The sequence below is a fragment of the Streptosporangium fragile genome, assembly GCF_039534445.1.
Taxonomy (GTDB): domain Bacteria; phylum Actinomycetota; class Actinomycetes; order Streptosporangiales; family Streptosporangiaceae; genus Streptosporangium; species Streptosporangium fragile.
On sequence record NZ_BAAAVI010000078.1, the window covers coordinates 21,225 to 40,367 of the forward strand.

Annotated in this window: 19 protein-coding genes; 10 read left to right on the forward strand and 9 right to left on the reverse strand. The window is 69.5% G+C overall.

Annotation, left to right across the window (positions count from 1 at the left end; all coding sequences use genetic code 11):
* Nucleotides 1–22 precede the first annotated feature (22 nt).
* From ABD841_RS34420 to ABD841_RS34440, 5 genes are all read left to right on the forward strand, one after another.
* On the forward strand, nt 23–898 hold the full coding sequence (locus ABD841_RS34420; protein ID WP_344980535.1) for a family 3 encapsulin nanocompartment shell protein: 876 nt from the start codon (nt 23–25) through the stop codon (nt 896–898).
* A 10-nt stretch (nt 899–908) separates the two neighbouring features.
* Nucleotides 909–2,225, forward strand: coding sequence for an NAD(P)/FAD-dependent oxidoreductase (locus ABD841_RS34425; RefSeq protein ID WP_344980538.1), 1,317 nt, complete (start codon nt 909–911; stop codon nt 2,223–2,225).
* 160 nt (nt 2,226–2,385) lie between these two features.
* Nucleotides 2,386–3,138 (forward strand): aspartate/glutamate racemase family protein, encoded by a 753-nt coding sequence (locus ABD841_RS34430; RefSeq protein ID WP_344980540.1) that lies wholly within the window; start codon nt 2,386–2,388, stop codon nt 3,136–3,138.
* A 238-nt stretch (nt 3,139–3,376) separates the two neighbouring features.
* A complete protein-coding gene (locus tag ABD841_RS34435; RefSeq protein ID WP_344980542.1) occupies nt 3,377–4,564 on the forward strand; it encodes a cytochrome P450 in 1,188 nt (395 codons plus the stop codon).
* 150 nt (nt 4,565–4,714) lie between these two features.
* Entirely contained in the window at nt 4,715–5,728 is a 1,014-nt protein-coding gene (locus tag ABD841_RS34440) for a nitronate monooxygenase (RefSeq protein WP_344980544.1), read from the forward strand.
* 425 nt (nt 5,729–6,153) lie between these two features.
* Here the strand turns inward: ABD841_RS34440 and ABD841_RS34445 are convergent, their stop codons facing one another.
* A complete protein-coding gene (locus ABD841_RS34445) occupies nt 6,154–6,387 on the reverse strand; it encodes a hypothetical protein (protein ID WP_344980546.1) in 234 nt (77 codons plus the stop codon).
* Nucleotides 6,388–6,788: 401 nt separating this feature from the next.
* Nucleotides 6,789–7,730 (reverse strand): alpha/beta hydrolase family protein, encoded by a 942-nt coding sequence (locus ABD841_RS34450; protein WP_344980548.1) that lies wholly within the window; start codon nt 7,728–7,730, stop codon nt 6,789–6,791.
* A gap of 208 nt (nt 7,731–7,938) precedes the next feature.
* On the opposite strand from ABD841_RS34450, the gene ABD841_RS34455 reads away from it, so the two are divergent.
* Both ABD841_RS34455 and ABD841_RS34460 read left to right on the forward strand, forming a co-directional pair.
* Entirely contained in the window at nt 7,939–8,316 is a 378-nt protein-coding gene (locus tag ABD841_RS34455) for a MerR family transcriptional regulator (RefSeq protein WP_344980550.1), read from the forward strand.
* 530 nt (nt 8,317–8,846) lie between these two features.
* The gene (locus tag ABD841_RS34460; protein WP_344980552.1) at nt 8,847–9,434 is read left to right on the forward strand and encodes a hypothetical protein; all 588 of its coding nucleotides are present in this window, start codon (nt 8,847–8,849) and stop codon (nt 9,432–9,434) included.
* A gap of 181 nt (nt 9,435–9,615) precedes the next feature.
* Here ABD841_RS34460 and ABD841_RS34465 read toward each other — a convergent pair whose 3' ends face one another.
* The 3 genes from ABD841_RS34465 to ABD841_RS34475 all read right to left on the reverse strand — a co-directional run bounded on the left by ABD841_RS34465 (nt 9,616) and on the right by ABD841_RS34475 (nt 11,471).
* Entirely contained in the window at nt 9,616–10,248 is a 633-nt protein-coding gene (locus tag ABD841_RS34465) for a class I SAM-dependent methyltransferase (protein WP_344980554.1), read from the reverse strand.
* A 171-nt stretch (nt 10,249–10,419) separates the two neighbouring features.
* Entirely contained in the window at nt 10,420–10,629 is a 210-nt protein-coding gene (locus ABD841_RS34470; RefSeq protein WP_344980556.1) for a DUF397 domain-containing protein, read from the reverse strand.
* A 14-nt stretch (nt 10,630–10,643) separates the two neighbouring features.
* A complete protein-coding gene (locus tag ABD841_RS34475; RefSeq protein WP_344980558.1) occupies nt 10,644–11,471 on the reverse strand; it encodes a helix-turn-helix domain-containing protein in 828 nt (275 codons plus the stop codon).
* Nucleotides 11,472–11,885: 414 nt separating this feature from the next.
* On the opposite strand from ABD841_RS34475, the gene ABD841_RS34480 reads away from it, so the two are divergent.
* Nucleotides 11,886–12,374: an ATP-binding protein gene (locus tag ABD841_RS34480; protein ID WP_344980560.1), complete on the forward strand. Its 489-nt coding sequence runs from the start codon at nt 11,886–11,888 to the stop codon at nt 12,372–12,374.
* A 4-nt stretch (nt 12,375–12,378) separates the two neighbouring features.
* On the opposite strand, the gene ABD841_RS34485 is transcribed toward ABD841_RS34480, so the two are convergent.
* Nucleotides 12,379–12,708 carry a hypothetical protein gene (locus ABD841_RS34485; protein WP_344980562.1) on the reverse strand — a complete coding sequence of 110 codons (330 nt, stop codon included), beginning with the start codon at nt 12,706–12,708 and terminating at the stop codon, nt 12,379–12,381.
* Between the two features lie 86 nt (nt 12,709–12,794).
* Here ABD841_RS34485 and ABD841_RS34490 point away from each other — a divergent pair, with 86 nt between their 5' ends.
* Nucleotides 12,795–13,199, forward strand: coding sequence for a hypothetical protein (locus ABD841_RS34490; RefSeq protein WP_344980564.1), 405 nt, complete (start codon nt 12,795–12,797; stop codon nt 13,197–13,199).
* 1 nt (nt 13,200) lies between these two features.
* Here the strand turns inward: ABD841_RS34490 and ABD841_RS34495 are convergent, their stop codons facing one another.
* Complete coding sequence (locus ABD841_RS34495) at nt 13,201–15,243, reverse strand: hypothetical protein (RefSeq protein ID WP_344980566.1); 2,043 nt, start codon at nt 15,241–15,243, stop codon at nt 13,201–13,203.
* Between the two features lie 289 nt (nt 15,244–15,532).
* The gene (locus ABD841_RS34500; RefSeq protein ID WP_344980568.1) at nt 15,533–16,549 is read right to left on the reverse strand and encodes a LysR family transcriptional regulator; all 1,017 of its coding nucleotides are present in this window, start codon (nt 16,547–16,549) and stop codon (nt 15,533–15,535) included.
* Nucleotides 16,550–16,668: 119 nt separating this feature from the next.
* Here ABD841_RS34500 and ABD841_RS34505 point away from each other — a divergent pair, with 119 nt between their 5' ends.
* The gene (locus ABD841_RS34505) at nt 16,669–17,886 is read left to right on the forward strand and encodes an MFS transporter (RefSeq protein ID WP_344980570.1); all 1,218 of its coding nucleotides are present in this window, start codon (nt 16,669–16,671) and stop codon (nt 17,884–17,886) included.
* A gap of 246 nt (nt 17,887–18,132) precedes the next feature.
* On the opposite strand, the gene ABD841_RS34510 is transcribed toward ABD841_RS34505, so the two are convergent.
* Nucleotides 18,133–19,083 (reverse strand): M56 family metallopeptidase, encoded by a 951-nt coding sequence (locus tag ABD841_RS34510; protein WP_344980572.1) that lies wholly within the window; start codon nt 19,081–19,083, stop codon nt 18,133–18,135.
* Nucleotides 19,084–19,143 lie beyond the last annotated feature (60 nt).

Below are 19,143 nucleotides of genomic sequence, written 5' to 3' on the forward strand. Positions count from 1 at the left end.
TCGAACTCACGAGCGAGGAGCCATGCAGCGGATAGATGGCATGAAGCGGACGATGGCGGACGTCGTCGCCCAGCGGAAGAAGGAGATGTCGCCGGGCCGGATGTTCGTCGAGGCCTGCGCCGCCAAGGGACTCGACGCCTCCGTCGAGTACGACGTGACGATCACCGACTCGTTGACGAGCTCGCGCCGGAAGCCGCGCTATCCGGCGCGCAACATGCTCAAGGTCGTCGACCTCTCCAGGGACCCGAGGCGGTACTACTGGCACGAGAGCCCGCCGCGGCCGGGCGATCCCGAGGTGAACGGCGCCGACATGCGGCGTGAGGCGGCGAGCCGCTTCCACAGGTCGCCGATCCCGGAGCTCCTTCCCACCACCGCGTGGGTCCAGGTCCCGCCGGACCTGTGGGACGACCCCGAGACCTTCGAGTCCTTCATCAACTACCGGCTGATCGTCCGCCTCGGCACGGCCGAGAACCACACGATCATCCGGGGCGAGGGCGGGCTGCTGAACATCCCGGGGATCGCCCGCATGACGTCGAAGGGGCCGTTCGGCTCGACGATCCTCGCGGCGTGCAACGAGGCGGAGCAGATGGGCGGCACGGCCGACGGTCTCATCATCAACCCCGTCGACTACTACAGGTTCATGGGGGACGGCCGCCTGATGGACGACCTCGAACAGAACGGCGTCTTCATCGTGCGGACGCGCCTGGTCGACCCCGGGACCGCCATCGTCGGTGACTTCGGGCACGGCGCGATGCTGTTCGACGCGGGACGCTCGGTGATCCGTTTCGCCGAGCCGCCCCCGGGCACCTTCGCCGAGCCCGGCATCGCGCTCATGGCCGAGATCTACGAGCGGGTCGTGATCAACCTTCCGACGAATTTCTTCATCGTGAGCCTGTAGCGGAGAACCCATGCCGACGATGCCCCCTCCCGACACTGCGCCCACGCGGCACGATCCTGACGTCCTCGTCATCGGCGGCGGCATCGTCGGCCTGTTCTGCGCCTACCATCTGCGCCGCCGCGGCGGCAGCGTGACCGTGGTGGAACGCGGGGCGGTCGGCGGCCCGGCGTCCTGCTCCTACGGGAACACCGGCTTCGTCGGCACGCAGGGCGCGACCCCGCTCGCCGAGCCCGGCGTGCCGGCCCAGGGGCTGCGCTGGCTGCTGAACCCGGAAAGTCCCTTCTACATCAAGCCGCGCTGGGATCCCGGACTGCTGCGCTGGCTCTGGCACTTCCGCCGCGCCTGCAACGACCGGGACGCGAAGGCCGGGTTCCGCGTGCTGGTCGACATGAAGAAACGGAGCCTTGAGATCCTGCGCGAGCTCTGCGCGTCGGACGACCTCGCCTCCACCTTCACGGCCCAGGGCATGGTGCTCGCGTTCAGGACGCCGCAGGGATTCGAGAAGGCCTGCCGGTCCGTGCCCGAAGCGGTCGCGAACGGCGTACCGCTGCGTGCCCTCGACCCGGGGGAACTGCGCGACCTCGAACCGGACGCCGAGTTCGACGTCCACGGCGCCCTGTACAACGAGGAGGGCGCCTACCTGAAGGTTCCCGACTTCGTCCTCGAGTTCGCCCGGGTGCTCGAAGGCATGGGGGTCGAGATCCACGCGCAGACCGAGGTCGTCGGCTTCGAGACCGCGGGGCGCGAGGTCAGCCGGGTGAGGACGACACGGGGGGATTTCCACCCCCGCGAGATAGTCATCGCCGCCGGCACCTGGTCGGCGGAGTGCGCCCGCAAGCTGGGCGTCGGGTTCATGCTCCAGCCCGCCAAGGGCTACAGCGTCACCGTCAAGGCGCCGCGCAACGCGCCGCGGCGGCCGGTCCTGCTGGGGGAGGGGAAGGTCGCGCTCACGCCGCTCGGCGACCGCCTCCGTTTCGGCGGAACCCTGGAGCTGTCGGGCCTGGACGGCACGATTTCCCGCCGGCGCGTGGACGGCATCCTGCGGACCGTCCGGGCCTATCTCCCGAGGATGGAGAGCACCGAGACCGTCGAGACCTGGAGCGGTTTCCGCCCCTGCACGCCGGACGGCATCCCTCTCGTGGGACGCGCGGAGCCCTACCGCAACCTTTCCGTCGCGTGCGGCCACGGCCATATCGGCATGGGCCTCGCCCCGGCCGGCGGCAAGCTGATCGCCCAGATCATCGCCGGTGAGCGACCCGACATGGATCCCGCGCCGTTCCGCGTCGGCCGCCACGGCGGGTGGGCGCCGCGCCGGCTCCGGCGGTGAGGCGCGGGACCGCGGCAGGCGCGGGCAGCGGTCGTGGGGTGAGCCGCGGCCGTGGGACGGGCCGCGGTTGTGCGGTGAGCCACGGTCGTGGGATGGGCAGCGGTCGTGGGGCGAGTCGCGGTCGAGAGACGACGGGAAAACCCGGCGGGAGAGGATGACCATGGCAAGCGGAGCGGAGGCGAAGAGCGACGTCGTGATCGGCGTCCTCTGCCTCGACACCTCGTTCACCAAGATTCCAGGGCATATCCGTAACCGGACCACCTTCGACTTCCCCGTCGCCTACAAGGTGGTGGAGGGCGCGACGGCGGAGCGCGTGGTGAGCCAGGCCGATCCGCGCCTGCTCGATCCGTTCATCCGCGCGGCCCGGGAGCTCGAAGCGGAGGGTGTCGCGGCGATCACCGGCGCCTGCGGTTTCCTCGTCATCTTCCAGCGGCAGCTGGCCGATGCGGTCACGGTGCCGCTCTACGCCTCAAGCCTGATCCAGCTGCCCATGGTCCACCGTATGATCCGCTCGGACCAGAAGGTCGGGCTGCTGGTCGCCAGGGAGCCCGCCCTCACCCGGCGCCATCTTGCGGCGATCGGCGGCGCGGACGTCCCGGTCTGCATCGCCGGCATGGAGGAGCAGCCGGAGTTCCGCGAGGTCATGCTTGAGGGACGGCGCGACGAGCTCGACGCCGACCGCCTGGAGCGCGAGGTGCTGGGCCGGGCCGAGCAGCTGGCACTGGACAATCCAGATATGGGGGCACTCGTCATCGAATGCACTGACCTGGTGCCCTTCGCGCACGCGATTCAGGCGCGGATCGGCGTGCCCGTCTTCGACATCGTGACGCTCACCGAGATGGTGTACCGGAGCTTGACACGCCGCCCCTTCGGGGGCCATGGCGCGGCCCGGTGCCACGGATCCGGATCGTAGACCGTCCTGAAACACCCTGTGAGGACCTTGGACTCCCGAACCGATCGGCAGGACCCCGGGAAGTCTCTCGGGGTCCTTCGGCATCGATCCGGGGACGGCAGCGGTGACCGCGCACCCACTCGTGATCGCCATCCGTGAGTTCTCCTCGGATGACGGCGCAGGCAGGAAAGACGGTGCCGGCAGGTCGCGTTGCCGCACCACGAGATATCCGGCTCCGAGGACAAGGAGATATCCCGGCGTGAACGGCGACGACGCCCGCAAGATCGAGCGTGAAAGCACCCCCGACACCTGTCCGATCAGCCGTGCGGGTGACGGCACCTGGCAGATCCGCGGCTACGAGCAGGCCCGCGCCGTGCTGCGCAGCGACGGCACCGTCCAGGCCGGACTGGGGATCGAGACCGTGGAGAAACTGCCCGCCAGGATCCGCCGTCCCGTCCTCTACCGCGACGGGCCCGAGCACCGCGAGCACCGGCGGCAGACCGCGCGATACTTCACGCCCCGCCGGGTGAACGAGCGGTACCGCGACCTGATGGCGGAAATCGCCGACAACCAGCTCGCGAGGCTGCGAACGGCGGGTGAGGCGCAGCTGTCCGAGCTGAGCTTCGGCATGGCCATCGGGGTGGCGAGCGCGGTCATCGGCCTCACCGAGAGCAGGCCGGGGATCCGGCGCCGGCTGGAACGCTTCTTCCCGGAGAAGTTCGGCAAGCCCGGACTGACGAGTCCGCACGGGATCTACTGGCTGGTGCGGCAGAACACCAACTGGCTCCGTATCTACCTCGCCGACGTACGTCCGGCGATCCGCGCCCACCGCCGGGAACCCCGCGACGACCTCATCTCGCATCTGCTCGCCGAAGGGTGTTCGGCCGCCGAGATCCTCGGTGAATGCCTGACGTTCGCCGCCGCAGGCATGATCACCACGCGTGAGTTCATCTGCGTCGCGGCGTGGCACCTGTTCACCGATGACGCGCTGCGGGAGCGGTACCGTACGGCGGACGAACCCGGGCGCCTCGCCGTCCTCCATGAGATCCTGCGGCTCGAACCCGTGGTGGCGCGGCTGCGGCGGCGTACCATGACCGCGCTCGAACTCACCGGTGCCGACGGGCCGGTCACGGTGCCCGCGGGCACGCTGATCGACGTGTTCGTCGACGCGGCGAACACGGACCCGCGGGCGGTGGGTTCCGACCCGCTCTCGGTGCGCCCCGGTCGTGACATCGAGGGGGGAACCGGCACGGCGGCGCTGTCCTTCGGCGACGGTCCTCACCGGTGCCCCGGGGCGGGCATCGCGATTCTCGAAACCGACGTCTTCCTCAGCCGGCTCTTCGCGATGGAGGGCGTCCGGATGGCGACGACGCCGCGCGTCACCTTCAAGGACGAGATCGGCGGATACGAGATCCGCGGGCTGACCGTCACGACCGGCCGCCCGTAGCGCCCGTGCGGGGCGGCGCCGGCCGGTGGCGTAGGCTTCCAGATCCTGACGGAGATCGCCCGCGGTGTGCCCGGGCGGGGGTGGCCGTCCGGTCGTTCACCGCCGTGGCGTTTGCGGTACGGCCATCGGGCGCCGGAGGAGGAGATACCGATGTCTGATCTGGCGCCGTGGCCGTTCGGGCTGCCGGTCGTGCAGGCTCCGATGGCCGGTGGGGCGTCCACCCCCGAACTGGCCGCCGCCGTGTCCGAAGCCGGCGGTCTGGGGTTTCTCGCGGCCGGCTACAAGACGGCCGCGCAGATGCGGCAGGAGATCGAGCGGACGCGTGAGCTCACGTCCCGTCCGTTCGGGGTGAACGTGTTCATGCCTACGGCCGACGAGGTCGATCAGGCTGAGATCGACGCCTATGCGCGGGTCATCGAGGGGGAGGCGCAGCGGCTGGGCGTGACGTTGGGAGTCCCGCGCGGGGGAGATGACGATTTCGCGGCCAAGGTCGCGGATCTGCTGGCGGATCCGCCCGCGGTGGTGGGGTTCACGTTCGGTTGCCCGGAGGACGGGCTGATCCGGGCGTTCCGCCGCAAGGGGACCGCTGTGGTGGTCACGGTGACGTCGGCGGCCGAGGCGCGGCTGGCTTCCGCGGCCGACGCGCTGTGCGTCCAGGGGGAGGAGGCGGGTGGCCATCGAGGGTCGTTCGCCAACGCGGACGCCGAGGCAATGGACCTGGGGCGCCTGCTGTCCCGGGTACGGGAGGTGTCACGGCTTCCCCTCATCGCGGCCGGCGGTGTCGCCTCGGCCGCCGACGTCTCCCGGGTCCTGTCCGCGGGAGCGGTCGCGGCCGTGGCGGGCACCGCTTTCCTGCTCTGTCCGGAGAGCGGCACCGGCGTGGCCCACCGCGCGGCGCTGACCGATCCCCGCTTCACCCGCACCGCCGTGACCAGGGCCTTCACCGGACGTCCGGCGCGCGGCCTGGTCAACCGGTTCATGGCGGAGTACTCCGGCCGGGCGCCTGCGGCCTATCCGCAGGTCCACCACCTGACGGCGCCGCTGCGGCGCGCCGCAGCGGCGCGAGGGGACGCAGAGACGCTGCACCTGTGGGCCGGGACCTCCTGGAACCGGGCACGGAACGCGCCGGCGGCGGACGTCACCGCGAGCCTGGCCGCGATCTGAAAACGGTCAAAGCCGGGTTCGTTGTGGCAATTTGTGCTATTTCCCCTTGAGTAGGAACAAATCATAGAGCGGTCTCACGTGCCACAAACGTGGACCCGGCCGTGGCCGACGCGAGGTCTGCGGCATGGGTGCCGGCCTGGTCATTCACGCCATCGCACACGAAAAGTCACGCCAGTTCACGGTTGTGGCCTCCCTGGCGTGACTTCTCGTGCGGATGCTCGTCAACCTCCTGCTGCCCCGGAGCCGTCGTAGTTCACCCCGAGGGTTTACTCGCGCGGTTCGCTCACCACCCGAGCCACGCGGGACTCGTAGCCTCCCGGCGCGATCGCCGCAAGAGTCCCCGCCGCTCCAAGCCCGTTGCGCCGCACGCAAAAGGCCGCCGTTCTCGCGTCGAGACGGGAGAGGTCAGGCACTCACCCCTTCGCTCAGCAGGCTACGAAGGAGACCTTGAACGAGCCCACCAGCGTCCCCCACTGGCCGGGAGGCTGACCGCACCCGGACCAGCTCTGCCCGACAAGCTGCTGCCCGTCGTAGTAGCTGATGACGGTGAGGTTGGCGCCACCCACCGGGGGAGGGGGAATAGCATGAGCAGGAGCCGAGCCGAGGGCGAGCGCACCGGCGGCCAACGCCGCCGCGAAAATCACACGCTTGATCCTCATGAAGATCCCTCCAGATCAACTGGTTTTTCGGGCAGAGCGAACGCCGAGGCTATTTGCGTGAACCTGGCGTCGCGGTATCCGCCTTTGGTGAACGCTGCCGGCAGCAGTCGGTGCTTGCTATGCATCAACAAGGTTAGGGAACCGACTTGTGGATTGCTTGAAAGAAGAAGTGGGCCGCTGCGATGCAACTTGAGCGAGTCTTTCGGCTCACTGGGCGGCAGTTGCCCGCCCAAGGACCTGCGTAACCTCATCGCACAAGGCCGAGACCGCGGGGCCGGCACCGCCCTGGAACCTCCGGCCCAGGCCGGCGCGATGATACTGCTGCTGCCTGCCCGCCACTTGGCGCCGAGTCCGGCTTCTGCTTCGTGGGTGGGGGTGGAAGCCGGGTTCGGCGCAGGCGGTTACTTCGATTCCAGTCGTCCCAGCGGGTGGGAATCACCGGCGAGGGCGGCCTGCGCCGTTTCCCAGTCGGTGTGGTCGGTGCCGGTGACGTGGCGCAGGTAGGCGAGGGTAACCTGCTGGACGAGGGCGACGCGGCCGGGATTTTCGTCGGTGGTCTCTGCCGCCTCGTAGCCGGAGATGCCGCCGAGGGAGTGCTGGCCGCCGTAGACCGTCAGCAGGCTCTTGTCACCGCGGCTGAGGGTGTACGGGTCGGTCATCCAGGACGGTCCCCGGGTGGAGAGCGGGAGTTCGTCCTTGTCGCCGGCGACGACGAGTCCGGGTGCGGTGATATGGGAGAAGTCCTGGTCGCGCAGCCAGGGAGCGTTCTCGTGGGCGAAGGGGGTCAGTTCGTCGCCGCCCTTGCCGGCTGTGGCCAGCTGGATGCTGGCCATGACCCGGGGGTCGGACATGTCCTGCGCGGTTCCGGTCTTCGGGTCCATGACGCGCAGACCCACGAGAATGCCTGCGGTCTGGCCGCCGAAGGAGTGCCCGGCTGCGACGATGCGACTGTGGTCCACCCGGGCGGCCAGGCCGGGCACGGACGCCTCCAGGGTGTCGAGTTCGTCGAGGATCCGCTTCATGTCCTGCACGCGGTAGCGCCACATGTGGGGCTTGCGGGGATCGTCCGCGGCGACGGTGAGACGCCTGGAGTCGAGGTGAGTGGCCTGGATCACCACGAAGCCGTGGGAGGCCCAGTGGTCGACCAGCGGTGCGTAGCCGTCCAGGTTCGAGCCGAATCCGTGCGCGAACAGCACGATCGGCAGATCGGTGCCGGTGACCGGTGCGGAGACGCGTACGTGCAGGTCCTCGCCGCGCCGCGGTGCGGGCAGTACGACCGGTTTGACCGACACGGTCGGGGTGGACGCGGGGCCGGTGAGGCCGGTCGTCTTGTACGTGATCATGCGTGTGCTTCTTCCGGGCGTGGTGCGTGTGGTGGGGGCGGGCTGTCTTGAGGTGGAGGATGCGTTTCGCGCGCCCCTCTCGTTCCAGCCCTTGTGCGTCAGGAGACGAACCGGGAGAAAGTCCCCGGTGAGGCGCACGTCGGTTACGCTAAAACCTGACGTTGACGTCAGAGGCAAGTCGCGTGACGGATGTCACACGGGAGACGAGATGCGCATCGGAGAACTCGCCGCCCGGACCGGCGTCAGTGTCCGGGCCCTGCGCTACTACGAGGAGCAGAATCTGCTCAGCGCCGAGCGCACCCCCGGCGGTCAGCGCCACTACCCCGAGAGCGCGGTCGACCGGGTCCAGCTGATCCGGCAGCTGTACGCCGCCGGGCTGTCCAGCAGGACGATCGTCGAGCTCATGCCGTGCGTCATCGACGGCCGCGCCACTCCCGCCCTGCTCAAGCGGTTGACGGCGGAGCGCGAGCATGTCGACCAGCGCATCACCGATCTCACGCACGCCCGGGACCGGCTCGACTCGGTCATCACCGCCGCCACTGGCAACATGCTCACCGGCGCTTCCTGCCGGCAGGAAACCACCTAGAGTCGCAGACGACACGCGCGACGAACTGGTCCGCGCCCAACAGGACATCGAGGAAGCCCACCGCCGCGACGGCGCCTTCGCCGCCATCTCCCACTCCGCCCAGTCGGCCCGCATCGACGTCACCGACCGCGAAAGTCCGATCCCGGCGACAAACCCAACCGATAGCTCGGGCTGATACCGCACGCGTTCGAGCCGACGTTCGATCAGGACGGTGAGCTCGTCGATGCCGTGGACGACGGAGTCGAGCGGCGCGGTGCGCGGGCGGACCGGATCCCCCCGGCCGTGAACATGAGCGTGCCGCCGGAAACCAAAGAAATCGGTGCCGCAGCCCGAACGGAGACCGGGATCGGGTGAAGCAATATCTCTGCAAGGACTGCTGGATGTCGCTGCGGCGGATCCGCTCCGGGCGGGTCGGGTGTGGTTCCATTCCCTCGAATCCACCGGGTGAACAGTGTGCGGGCCTGGCCCCGGCATGCATACGACGTCCGGCGGATACAGGAGTTTTCAGCCGAAAAATAAGGAGATCACCTATGTCCATGAAATCATTGCGTTGCCTGATCGCGGGTCTCGCGGCAAGTTCGGTAATGGCGGCTACGGCCCTTTCCGTCTCCACGCCCGCGTTCGCCTCCGGGGTGGAGGACACACGCCAGCTTGTCGTCACCGCGCTCGACTACAACAGCACGGGCTGGACATACTTGCAGGTCCCGTCCGCAGCCGACGTGCCCCTGTTCTACGAGCGGGGCTTTGACGACAGCACCTGGCAGACGGGCCAGAGCGGCTTCGGCACCGCGACCGGCTGCTCCTTCAACAACCCCACCAACGTGAAGACGCCGTGGGCCGTGAACACCGACATTCTGGTGCGCCACTGGTTCCACATCCCACGGGACGCTCAACAGGTCCGTATTCAGGGCACGGTGGACAACGACGCGCAGGTTTACCTGAACGGGCATCTCGTGCAGACCGCGAAGAGCGGCCACTGCAAAACCGGCGCGATCGACGTTGTCGTTCCGGCCGGCTATCTGGACTGTTGCAATCTGCTCGCCATCCGTGGGCACGACTATGGCGGGTCGACCTACCTGAACGTCCGGGTGACCTACGTAAAGCCCACCCAATCCTGACGCTCTGGAAATCGCCGTCCTCCATGCGGGGGTCCCGGTGGCAACGGCGCAGGAAACAACGGAAACGCAGGTCGGCGGTTCATCTCCCAGGCCGTTCCGGGGGCCCTGACAGGGGCTCCGACCTGCATATCCGTTGTGAATTCCGTCATTGTCACCGGGACCCCGGGCGTCAACGGCCGGATCATCGGCGGGCGGTGCCGAGGATGAGGAACGAGAGCGGGGTGCGGATCTCGGGGAGCAGGAAGCGTTCCAGCCGCTCGATGGTGAATCCGGCCTGCCCGATCGCCGTCACGGTGTCGCGGGCGGTGTGGCAGCCGCCGAACAGGCGCGGCCACACCGTGGCGTCCAGCAGGCGCTGGAGGCGGATCATCCCGGGTGAGTCGGCCCGGACGTGTTCGAGGAAGCGCAGCTCCCCTCCGGGCCTGAGCACCCGGCGCAGCTCCCGCAACGCCGACGCCTGGTCGGGGAGCGAGCACAGGACCAGCGACACCACCGCGGCGTCGAAGCTCGCGTCCTCCGCCGGCAGCCGGTCGGCGAGCCCGCCGACGACCTCGACGGGGACGAGGGCCCTGCGGGCGTTCTCCTGCGCGAGCCGGCGCAGGCGCGGCTCCGGTTCGACCGCGAGCACCCGGGCGACGGTCGGGGGGTAGTGGGCGAAGGTCAGCCCGTTGCCGGCGCCCACCTCGATCACTTTCCCGGAGAGCCCGGCCAGCAGCGCCTCGCGGCGCTCGGCCAGGCCCCCGCGTTCCAGTGCCTGGCTGATGCAGGCGTAGAACCGCGCGAAGATCGGATGGTTCACACCTGTTCTCGTCATGATCCCCTCCGCTCCCGTCGTCGGCCGGCCGGTCGCCTGCCCGGCTGGTCTTCTACCCGATTGGCGGAGGCACCATCACCGAAGCCGTTTCCCGGGAAGCGCGCGTCTCTTGTGATGCGAAGGCGTGCCTCCCGGAAAACGGCCTTGTCGTCGGTGGGTGGGTTCCGTCGCTCAGGAGAGGTCGTCGAAGCCGCCGTTCTTGATGCCGCCGATGAAAGCGGCCCACTCGTCGCGGCGGAACACGAGCGTGCCGCCTTCGCGGTCCTTGGTGTCGCGGACGGCGACGGCCTCGTTGACGAAGGCCACCTCGACGCAGCTCGGGCCGTCAGCGCTGAGGCTGCTCTTACGCCAGCGCGCACCGGAGAGGTCGGGCTGCTGCATCCTGCTTCCTTCCATTAGCGATCTTCGCGCAAGGACGCGAGTAGTGTGGTCGTTTCGGTGGGGCTGAGCGCTATCGCGCGAAGATGCTCGCAAATGTGGTTATACCGCTGGATATCCGCCCCTTCTTCAAGAAACAGGCCACCGGCCATGCTGTCAATGTGAATCACGTCGGGGTTGTCCGTGCCGAACTTCAGGACGATGAAGCTGCCTGGCATGCCGGGATGGGCTCCGGCGGAGAACGGGATGACCTGGAGGGTGATGTGCGGGCGCTGGGCCTGCTGGATGAGATGGGCAAGCTGGTCGCGCATGATCACATCGCTGCCGACCGTCCGTGACAGCGCGGCCTGATCCAGGATCGCCCACAGGCGGAGGGGTGTGTCGCCCTCCAGGAGTGCCTTTCGCTGCGTTCGGGCGTTGATACGTGTCTCGACTTCGTCGTCGGTGATGGTCGGTCGTACACCGCGAAACATCGCTCGTGTGTAGTTCTCCGTCTGAAGCAGGCCGGGGATGAACAAAGACTCGTAGTTGATGGCCTGCCGGGCCTCTGCTTCCAGGCCGATGTAGGCGCTGTACGGGCCGGGAAGCTCTGCTTCGAAGCCGTGCAGCCAGCCGCGCTGTTTGGCTTCCTTCTGCAACGTCACCAGGTCGGCGCGGTGGTCGCCGGTGACGCCGTAGACGTCGAGTAGGGCCATGAGCGTCCGGAGTTGCGGTTTGGCTTTGGCGGTCTCGATTCGGTAGAGCGTGACGATGTTGACGTTGGTCTTTTCAGCGACATCCTCCTGGGACAACCCGGCGGCTTGGCGGAGGCGGCGCAGTTCGAATGCCAGGCGGCGTAGGCGCACTGTGGGAGGTTGACGCCTGCTCGACGGCGTGGGTGCATTTCCACTCATTCCCTGCTCTCCCCACATCTTCGGCACCTCTCTGGACTATGTAGGAACAACGAATGTAGCCCTTGCGTTCACTTACCGTAACGGTGCATGCTCTGAGAGTCATCCTTCCAGGCAAGTTCGTTCCTGGAAGGCAAAGCGTGTGATTTCTCCAGACGGCCGGGCGGACGATCTTCCCTCCCGACGCGGTCCCCCCTGTCGGGTGCCCGTCCGGCCCAGCGGTACGACCGGCGGCAGTCCCCACAGCGCCTCCGGCCGTACCTCCCGTAGGACCGGCACCGTGCCCCCGCCCCCGCGGGGGAGAGCAGCGCCCCCGGCTGCGAGCGGTGCCGGTCCTGCGCTCGACGCGCCGACCAGGATCGAGGGAAAATGACCGGTGTCACCACCAGCAGGCACTACCTGGAACTCTCCGTCTTCCCGACCTCGCCCTACTACGCCCGCGTGCACGTCCGGCGCGTGCTGGAAGGCTGGCGACGGGACGACCTGGTCGAGACGGCCCAGCTCCTCGTCTCCGAGCTGGTCTCCAACGCGGTCAAGGCGCACACCTCGTCCTCCGCCGCCACGGAGACGGCGGCTCACGCGAGCCCGGACCACATCTGGATGGACCTGTACCGGACCGATGCGGCGGTCGTGCTGCGCGTCTGGGACGGCAGCCGCACCCCGCCCGTCCGCAGAACCCCTGATCCGGACGACGAGGGCGGGCGCGGCCTCTGCCTCGTCGACCTGCTCGCGAACGGTTGGGGTTACTACCGGCCGGTGTCCGGCGGGAAGATCGTGTGGTGCACGCTGGTGGCCCCACCGGTGCTCCCCGGGGAAGGAGCCGAACGATCGCCGCTGTGGGGTCGGCCCCCGGCCTGACAGGTCAATGCCGCGCGGTGGAAGGTGGAATCTTCGCCGGGATGGACCGGATCTCCTCTTCGAGCGCGTCGACGAGCGCCCTGGCCGCCTGGCGCAGGCGGGCGCGGCGGGCGCTCAGGTCTTCGGCGAACATCCTGGCCTTCGGCCCCACCCACACCGGCTGGCCGGTGAACTGACTGTGGGCGGGGTCGAGCGCGGCCTCCAGGATGGCAACCCGTGCCGTGACCTCCGCCAATGTCTGTTCCAACACCTGACGCCGCGGATTGGGCACCAGGTCCTCCGGATGAGGATTCATCCATCCCTCTTCGGATGCGGATACATCGGGCAGATTCATTGGACATTATTGAATCTATGGCACATCGGCCAGCCCTGGAGGAATTCATGGCATGTTCTGTACGGCGTGGCGTCATGGTTTGCGCGGTGGCGTTGCTGGCGGTGTCCGGATGTGCCGACAGCGGTCCTACGGCGGCGGAGGCCGGCGAGACTCTCAAATCGCACATCACCGAGTTGATGAAGGAACGCCATGCTTTGGATGTCCGGATCACTGATTCCGGTGGGCGTGATATTCCATGTGGTGAGGGCAGGGCCAAGCGGACCTTCGCCGCCGTTGGCAGGGACCCAGCAGAGAGTCGCGGAGGGGACAACCTCAATGATCTTCTGCTGGGTGCGCTCTCTCGTGTCGCCTTCTATCGAATTGCCGAAGACCGTGGCAACGCTCCCATCCGGCTTGCCAGTGACGATTACAAGACGGTGATCATTTTGGAGTCGCCGGGTAACGGTCGGTATGCGGTCAGAGGAGAAACGGAGTGCCTGCCGATCTCCTAAGTTAGCTGTCGAAGGCCAGGCCTCGTTCCCGTCCTCGCTTGTTGCGGCTTTCAAACCGGTCTGCCATGTCGTTGGACAATCTTCCTAGTGAAAGCTTGTCATCGCTGCCCATCCCGTTGGCGACCGTCCACTTCTCGAAGGCCTCAAGCCCCCGGTTGCCCTGCTTGATCAGTTCGGAGAACGGCTTGAGGTTGCCCTTGGCGTCGGTGATGGCCACGCCGGGCGGGCAGGCGGCCTGGAACTCGGCGGGTGTCACCTTCGGGGCGAAGCCGTTGGCCATGAGCAGTTGCGCGTAGGTGTGCTGGCGGCTGAGGGTCTCCGCCCTGTCACCCTTGTTCACCCGGTCCATTCGAGTCTCGTCCTCTGTGCCGAAGTTGTCCTCGGCGGAGAGGGAGGTGCTCAGCGCCAGCCAGGCGAATCCCACCGCCAGGGACGGCGAGAAAAGTGTGCCCCCCAGCCCGATGGAGGCGTCGCGGATGAACTTCACCACGTCCTTCTGCTGCTCGTCGAGCATGTCCAGGTTGCCCTGGACCTTCTCGACGGCGGCCAGTTCGAAGCCGCGCACGTTGCCCAGGGCGGTGAACACCCGGTCCAGGTGGTCGGTGTCCCCGGTGCGCCGGGCCGCCGCCGAGGCGTCGGCGATGAGTCGCTGGGAGAAGCGGCCCATTCCCTGGTCGAACGGGGCGAGGTTCCCGGCGGAGTCGGCGAAGGTCTTCAGGAAGCGGAGCGTGTCCCCCGGGCTCAGGGTGAACGCCGCCGTCGTGCCGAAGGCCGAGGTGAAAGGCCTCAGCGTGCTCGCTTCGGTCATGTTGGCGTCGCCGATGTTCGCACCCTCGGTGATCTCGGTGGCGTAGGCGCCGGCCAGTGTCGCCATGAAGGGCCTGGCTCCCGGCGCCACCTGCATCGGGGTGCCCGGTGAGTCCTCGGTGCCGTCGGTGTCTCTGAGGTCTCCCATGATGATCATGGTGTTGAAGGCGAACTTCGCGGCCTCGGGGCTGTGCGGGCCCTCCTCGTAGGCTCCGCCTCCGGCGGCGAGCATCCGGCCGAACTCCGCGCTGACGTCGAAGTCCATGCCCGGAGGCCGGTGAAAGGCGAGTTTTGGGGTTTCCGCGCGGTTGAGCTCGGTGAACAGGTCTCTGAGGTCTTCGCGTGACATGGCGTTGAACAGGCCCCGGGCCACGTCGGGGTTGTTCGCCAGGGCGGGCAGCAGCGGGACGAGATCGGTCTTCCAGCGCCGGGGGCGGGTGCCGTCGCCGTCGCCGACCGGCTTCCCCACCCTGCCCCGCGCTATCTCGGTGAGCCACGCGGTGGGGAACATGCCGTACCGGAGCAGGGACGCCAGCTCGCTCCCCGATGCCTTCTTGAGGTTGCCCGCCTTCCACGCCGAGCCGAGGAGGCCCGGCTGCCCGCCGACCGCCGTGGCCAGGGCGTTGCCGATGACCTTCCGGTGTTCGTCGGCCGCTTTCCTGTCGTACCTCTCCAGGCGGTTGATCATGGCGAGCATGCCCTCGGGGCCGAGGACCCGGAAGAACCCGGCGGTGAGATAGGGGTCCTTCTGCCCGTCGGCGAGCTTGCCGAGGATCCGGTCGTAGGCGGCGGTGGGCAGGCCGAGGGGAGAGGAGGGAAGACGGGTGAACGCGAAGGCGAGCTCGGTGCCTTTCCGCGCGTTGCCCGCCGGGGACTTCCCCGTCTTCTCGTCGTAGGGCAGCAGCCCCCACCTGACCGGGTCCTGGAGGCGGTCGTCGGTCCACGCCGAGGCCTGCCCCGGGAGGCCGGGCGCTCCTCCCAGCACGGGGAGGTCCTGGCTGATCGTCTGCAGGCGTTTGCGCAGTCCCGGGAGTTCGTCGCCGACCCAGCCGCCGATCTCCTTGATCGGCCGCAGCCCCACCGTCGACACCTCGGCCGCTGCGAGCAGCTGCCGGATCCGCTCGGACTGCTCGCCGATCACGTCGCGACCGCGTTCCAGCGCGGTGACGAAGCCTTTCATCAGGTCGAGGTCGATTCCGTTGAAGCCCGGCGACAACGGCCCTGTTCCCGGCGACATCGGCTCCACTATTCTCCTCACCCTATTTTGGCCTTTTTACCATAAACCCCTAATAGTCATATTAAGCAGGAGTGGTGGAAATCCATCCGGTATTGTGAGGCGCTTCCCTCCACCGGTAAGACCGGCGGTGCCGGGTCGCGTCGCGCCCGCCCGCCCGGCGGAGGGTGAGGGACCGCTGGGCGGCACGCACACGGTGCCGGCGCCCGGCACCCGGTCGAGCCGGTCGAACGCCGGCCGGGAGCCGATGCGCATGCTCGGCCCCACGATTTCGAGCCGGCTGTATGCGCGGTCATCCGGGTCCGGAACCCGTCGTCGAGGCCGTGGCGGTCCAGGGCGTACCGCCCGGCGTGCCCGGCGGCCGACCGGGTGAGCCAGGTGAGCCGGGTGAGCCGGGTGGGTCGATCGGCATCCCCTCGCTCACGTTCACGTGCCGGTCCACCATGGTGAGCAGCGCGCTCAGCGCCGCGCTCGGGCGTCGCGCCGCCGCGGTGGCGACGCTGAGCGACCAGCTCATCAGCCTGTCGGCCACCGGCAGGACGCGCACCTTGGGGTCGCCGTACGGCACGGCGAAGGTCGGCAGCAGCGCGACTCCCAGCCCGTGCCCCACGTACGCCGCGACGGTGGCGATGTCGGTCACGTCGATGGCGACCTGGCGTCGCAGGCCGATGGCGGCCAGCTCGCGATCCACGACGGCCCGGTTCCCGTATCCGACGGGCGTGTCGATGAACGGCTCGTCGGCCAGCGCCGCGAGCGTCACCTCCTCCTTCGCGGCGAGCCGGTGACCGGCCGGCAGCACCGCGACCATCGGTACCGTCGCCAGTTCCCGGATGCCGAGCCCGGCGGGAGGGCGGCCAGGCAGGGACAGGAAGGCGATGTCGAGCCGTCCTTCCAGCAGCGACTGCGCCAGCCCCGCCGAACCGCTGGGCGCGACGTGCAACCGGATGGTGACCGCGGGATGCTCGGCGTGGAACTGCCCGATCAGGCCGGGCATGTCGAGGATCGCGACCGACGTCATGGTGCCCATGCTCAGCGTGCCCCGCAGCCCGCCCCGGACCTGGCCGACCGCGTCGCGCGCCGCCTGCGCCGCCGCGAGCGTCGCCCGCGCCTCGGGCAGCAGGGCGGCGCCCGCGTCGGTGAGCGCCACCCGCTTGGAGTCGCGGTCGAACAGCTCGGCACCGAGTTCGCGTTCCAGCGCGCGAACGGCCGCCGACACGCCCGACTGCACGACGTGGAGCCGCTGCGCGGCGCGCGTGAAGTTCAGCTCCTCGGCGACCGCCAGGAAGTACTCCAGATGACGCAGTTCCATGCCGTCAATCATCTCAATCCGTGATTGGCTCCATCAATAACCATCGTTGGACACGATCGTTGCCCCGGGCGCACTCTGTTGAACGTTGAAAGACTCGCTGATCGGGGGCAGGTATGTCCGTGCAGACCGTACTTCCACGCGCTCGCGCCGTCCGGCCGGGCGTCCTCGGCCACGGAGCCGGGTTCTGGGTGATCGCGTTCGCGTTCGTGACCGCGACGGCGTTCTGTACCGTCCCCACCCCGCTGTGGGCCATCTACCAGCGTGAAGAGGGCTTCTCGACGTTCATGGTCACCGTCGCCTTCGCCGCCTACGCGCTGGGCGTCATCGTCAGCCTCTTCCTCGCCGGGCACGTCTCCGACCGGCTCGGCCGCCGCCGGATCCTGCTGCCCGCGATGCTCGTCGAGGTGGTCGCGGCCGTGGTGTTCCTGACCTCGAACTCCCTGGGCGTGGTCATCGTCGCCAGGGCCGTCTCCGGCCTCGGCATCGGCATGATCACCGCGACGGCCACCGCCCACCTCGCGGAACTGCACGCCACGGCGCGTCCCGGCGGCGGGCGCGACCGCGCGGACCTCGTGGCCGCCGCCGCGAACATGGGCGGGTTCGCCGTCGGCTCGCTCGTCTCCGGCCTGCTCGCCCAGTACGTGGACGATCCGCTGCGCACGCCGTACCTGGTGTTCCTGGTCCTGCTCGTGGTCGGCGCCGCCGGAGTCGCGTTGGTCCCCGAGACCGTGGAGCTCGCCGGGGAGCGTCCCGCCTACCGGCCCCAGCGGGTCTCGGTGCCCGCCGAGCACCGCCCGGCGTTCTTCGCCTCGGCGGTCGCCGCGCTCGCCGCCTTCGCCGTTCTCGGCCTGTTCACCTCGCTGGCGCCGAGCTTCGTCGCGGGCACCATGCACCACCCGTCACGCGCCCTGGCCGGCCTGGTGACCTTCCTGGTGTTCGGCGCGGCGGCGGGCGCGCAGGCACTGCTCCGCAGGGTCACCGTGCGCCGGCAGCTGGCCGCGGGCCTGATCCTGATGAGCGCGGGCCTCGCCGCCGTCAGCGCCGCCGTCTGGCTGCCCAGCCTGGCGTTGTTCCTGGCCGGTGGGGTCGCCGCGGGCGCGGGCGCGGGGGTGCTCTTCAAGGGGACGGTCTCCACCGTCGTGGGACTGGCCTCGCCCGACCGGCGCGGGGAGGCGCTGGCCGGGCTGTTCCTCGCCGGGTACGTCGGCCTGGCCGTCCCCATCCTCGGCCTGGGCGTCGCCACCCGGTACGTCGCCGACAGGATCGCGTTGCTCGGCCTCGCCGCCGCCCTCGTCGCGGTATGCGCCCTGGTGAGCCGTCGACTGCTGCGCCGGTGAACGAGATGGCGGGCGGGCCTACCCTCCACCGTCCGGGCCGGCGGGGTGAGGGCGGTGGAGTCCTGGAGATCCGTTCGGAGCCGATGCCCGAAGGCCGGTGTGAGGATGTCCGCGCCGACTGCTCCGATCGCACTTACCGATCTTCGAGTTGTCGTCGCTGCCGGTAGCTTTGCCGGGCACGGGCCTGGCGCTGTCGTCGTCCGGGGGCAACCCCGGGAGCCGGCGCGCTGTCTCCGGGCCGGCCCGCTAGAAGATCGAGATGTTGTGGCAGTGGTGGGCCAGGAACGAGCTCACCCCGGGGATCGCGGCCACGGCCGCGGGACCGGCGAGCAGGAGGGCCACCGCGGCCAGCCCGATCAGGCGCTCGCGGCGCCCGAGCGGGACCGCCGGGCTGAGCATGCGCCGGACCCGGGTGAGGGCGGTCTCCCCGCCCGCCCCCAGGGTGAACGCGGGCGCCCGCCCGGTGGCCAGGCGCACCAGCGCGGCGGCGATGTGCACGCGCGGGTGGCGGCGGGCCGCGACGTCGTCGGCCAGCAGCTCGACCAGCCGCGCGATCTCGCCCCGGGCCCGGGTGAACAGCGGCGGACCGGGAAAGGCACGCGCGAAGGTCTCGGCGGCGGCCAGGACGAGGTGGTGACGCCCGCGCAGGTGCGCCCGCTCGTGAGCCAGCACCGCGGCCACCTGCTCGGGGGCCAGAGAACGCAGCGCCGCGGTCGTGATCACCGCCCGGCCGTCACGGCCCGGCAGGCAGTAGGCCGCGGCCTCGTCGTGTTCGAGCACCACCGCGCCCAGCGTGCCGTCATGGCGGCCCAGCAGGGTGAGCATCTCGGCGTGCCGGCGCCTCGCCCGGCGGGCGCCGACCACGATGGCCGTCCCGCAGTAGGCGACCCTGCCCACGACCAGCGCGGCAGCGAGCAGGGCGGCGCGCGCACCGGGAGAGGACAGCACGTCCGCGCCGGAGAGCATGTCCGCGCACATCGCGAAGACCTCGGCCAGGCCGTGCCCGACCACGTCGGCCGGGATCGCGGCGGCGAGCGCCGCGAACAGCGGGGAGGCGACCACGGAGGCGCAGGCGGCCAGCCACACGGCGATCGCCAGGCGGGGCGCGCGCTCGGCCCAGGCACCCCGGTCCAGCACCCGGGGAAGTGCGACCACCGCGACCAGCGCGTACAGGACCAGCACGACGGCGGCCGTCATCGGCCGCCGCCCAGCGGATACACCCGCAGCGCCGCCTCCAGCGCCACCGCCTCCTCCGGG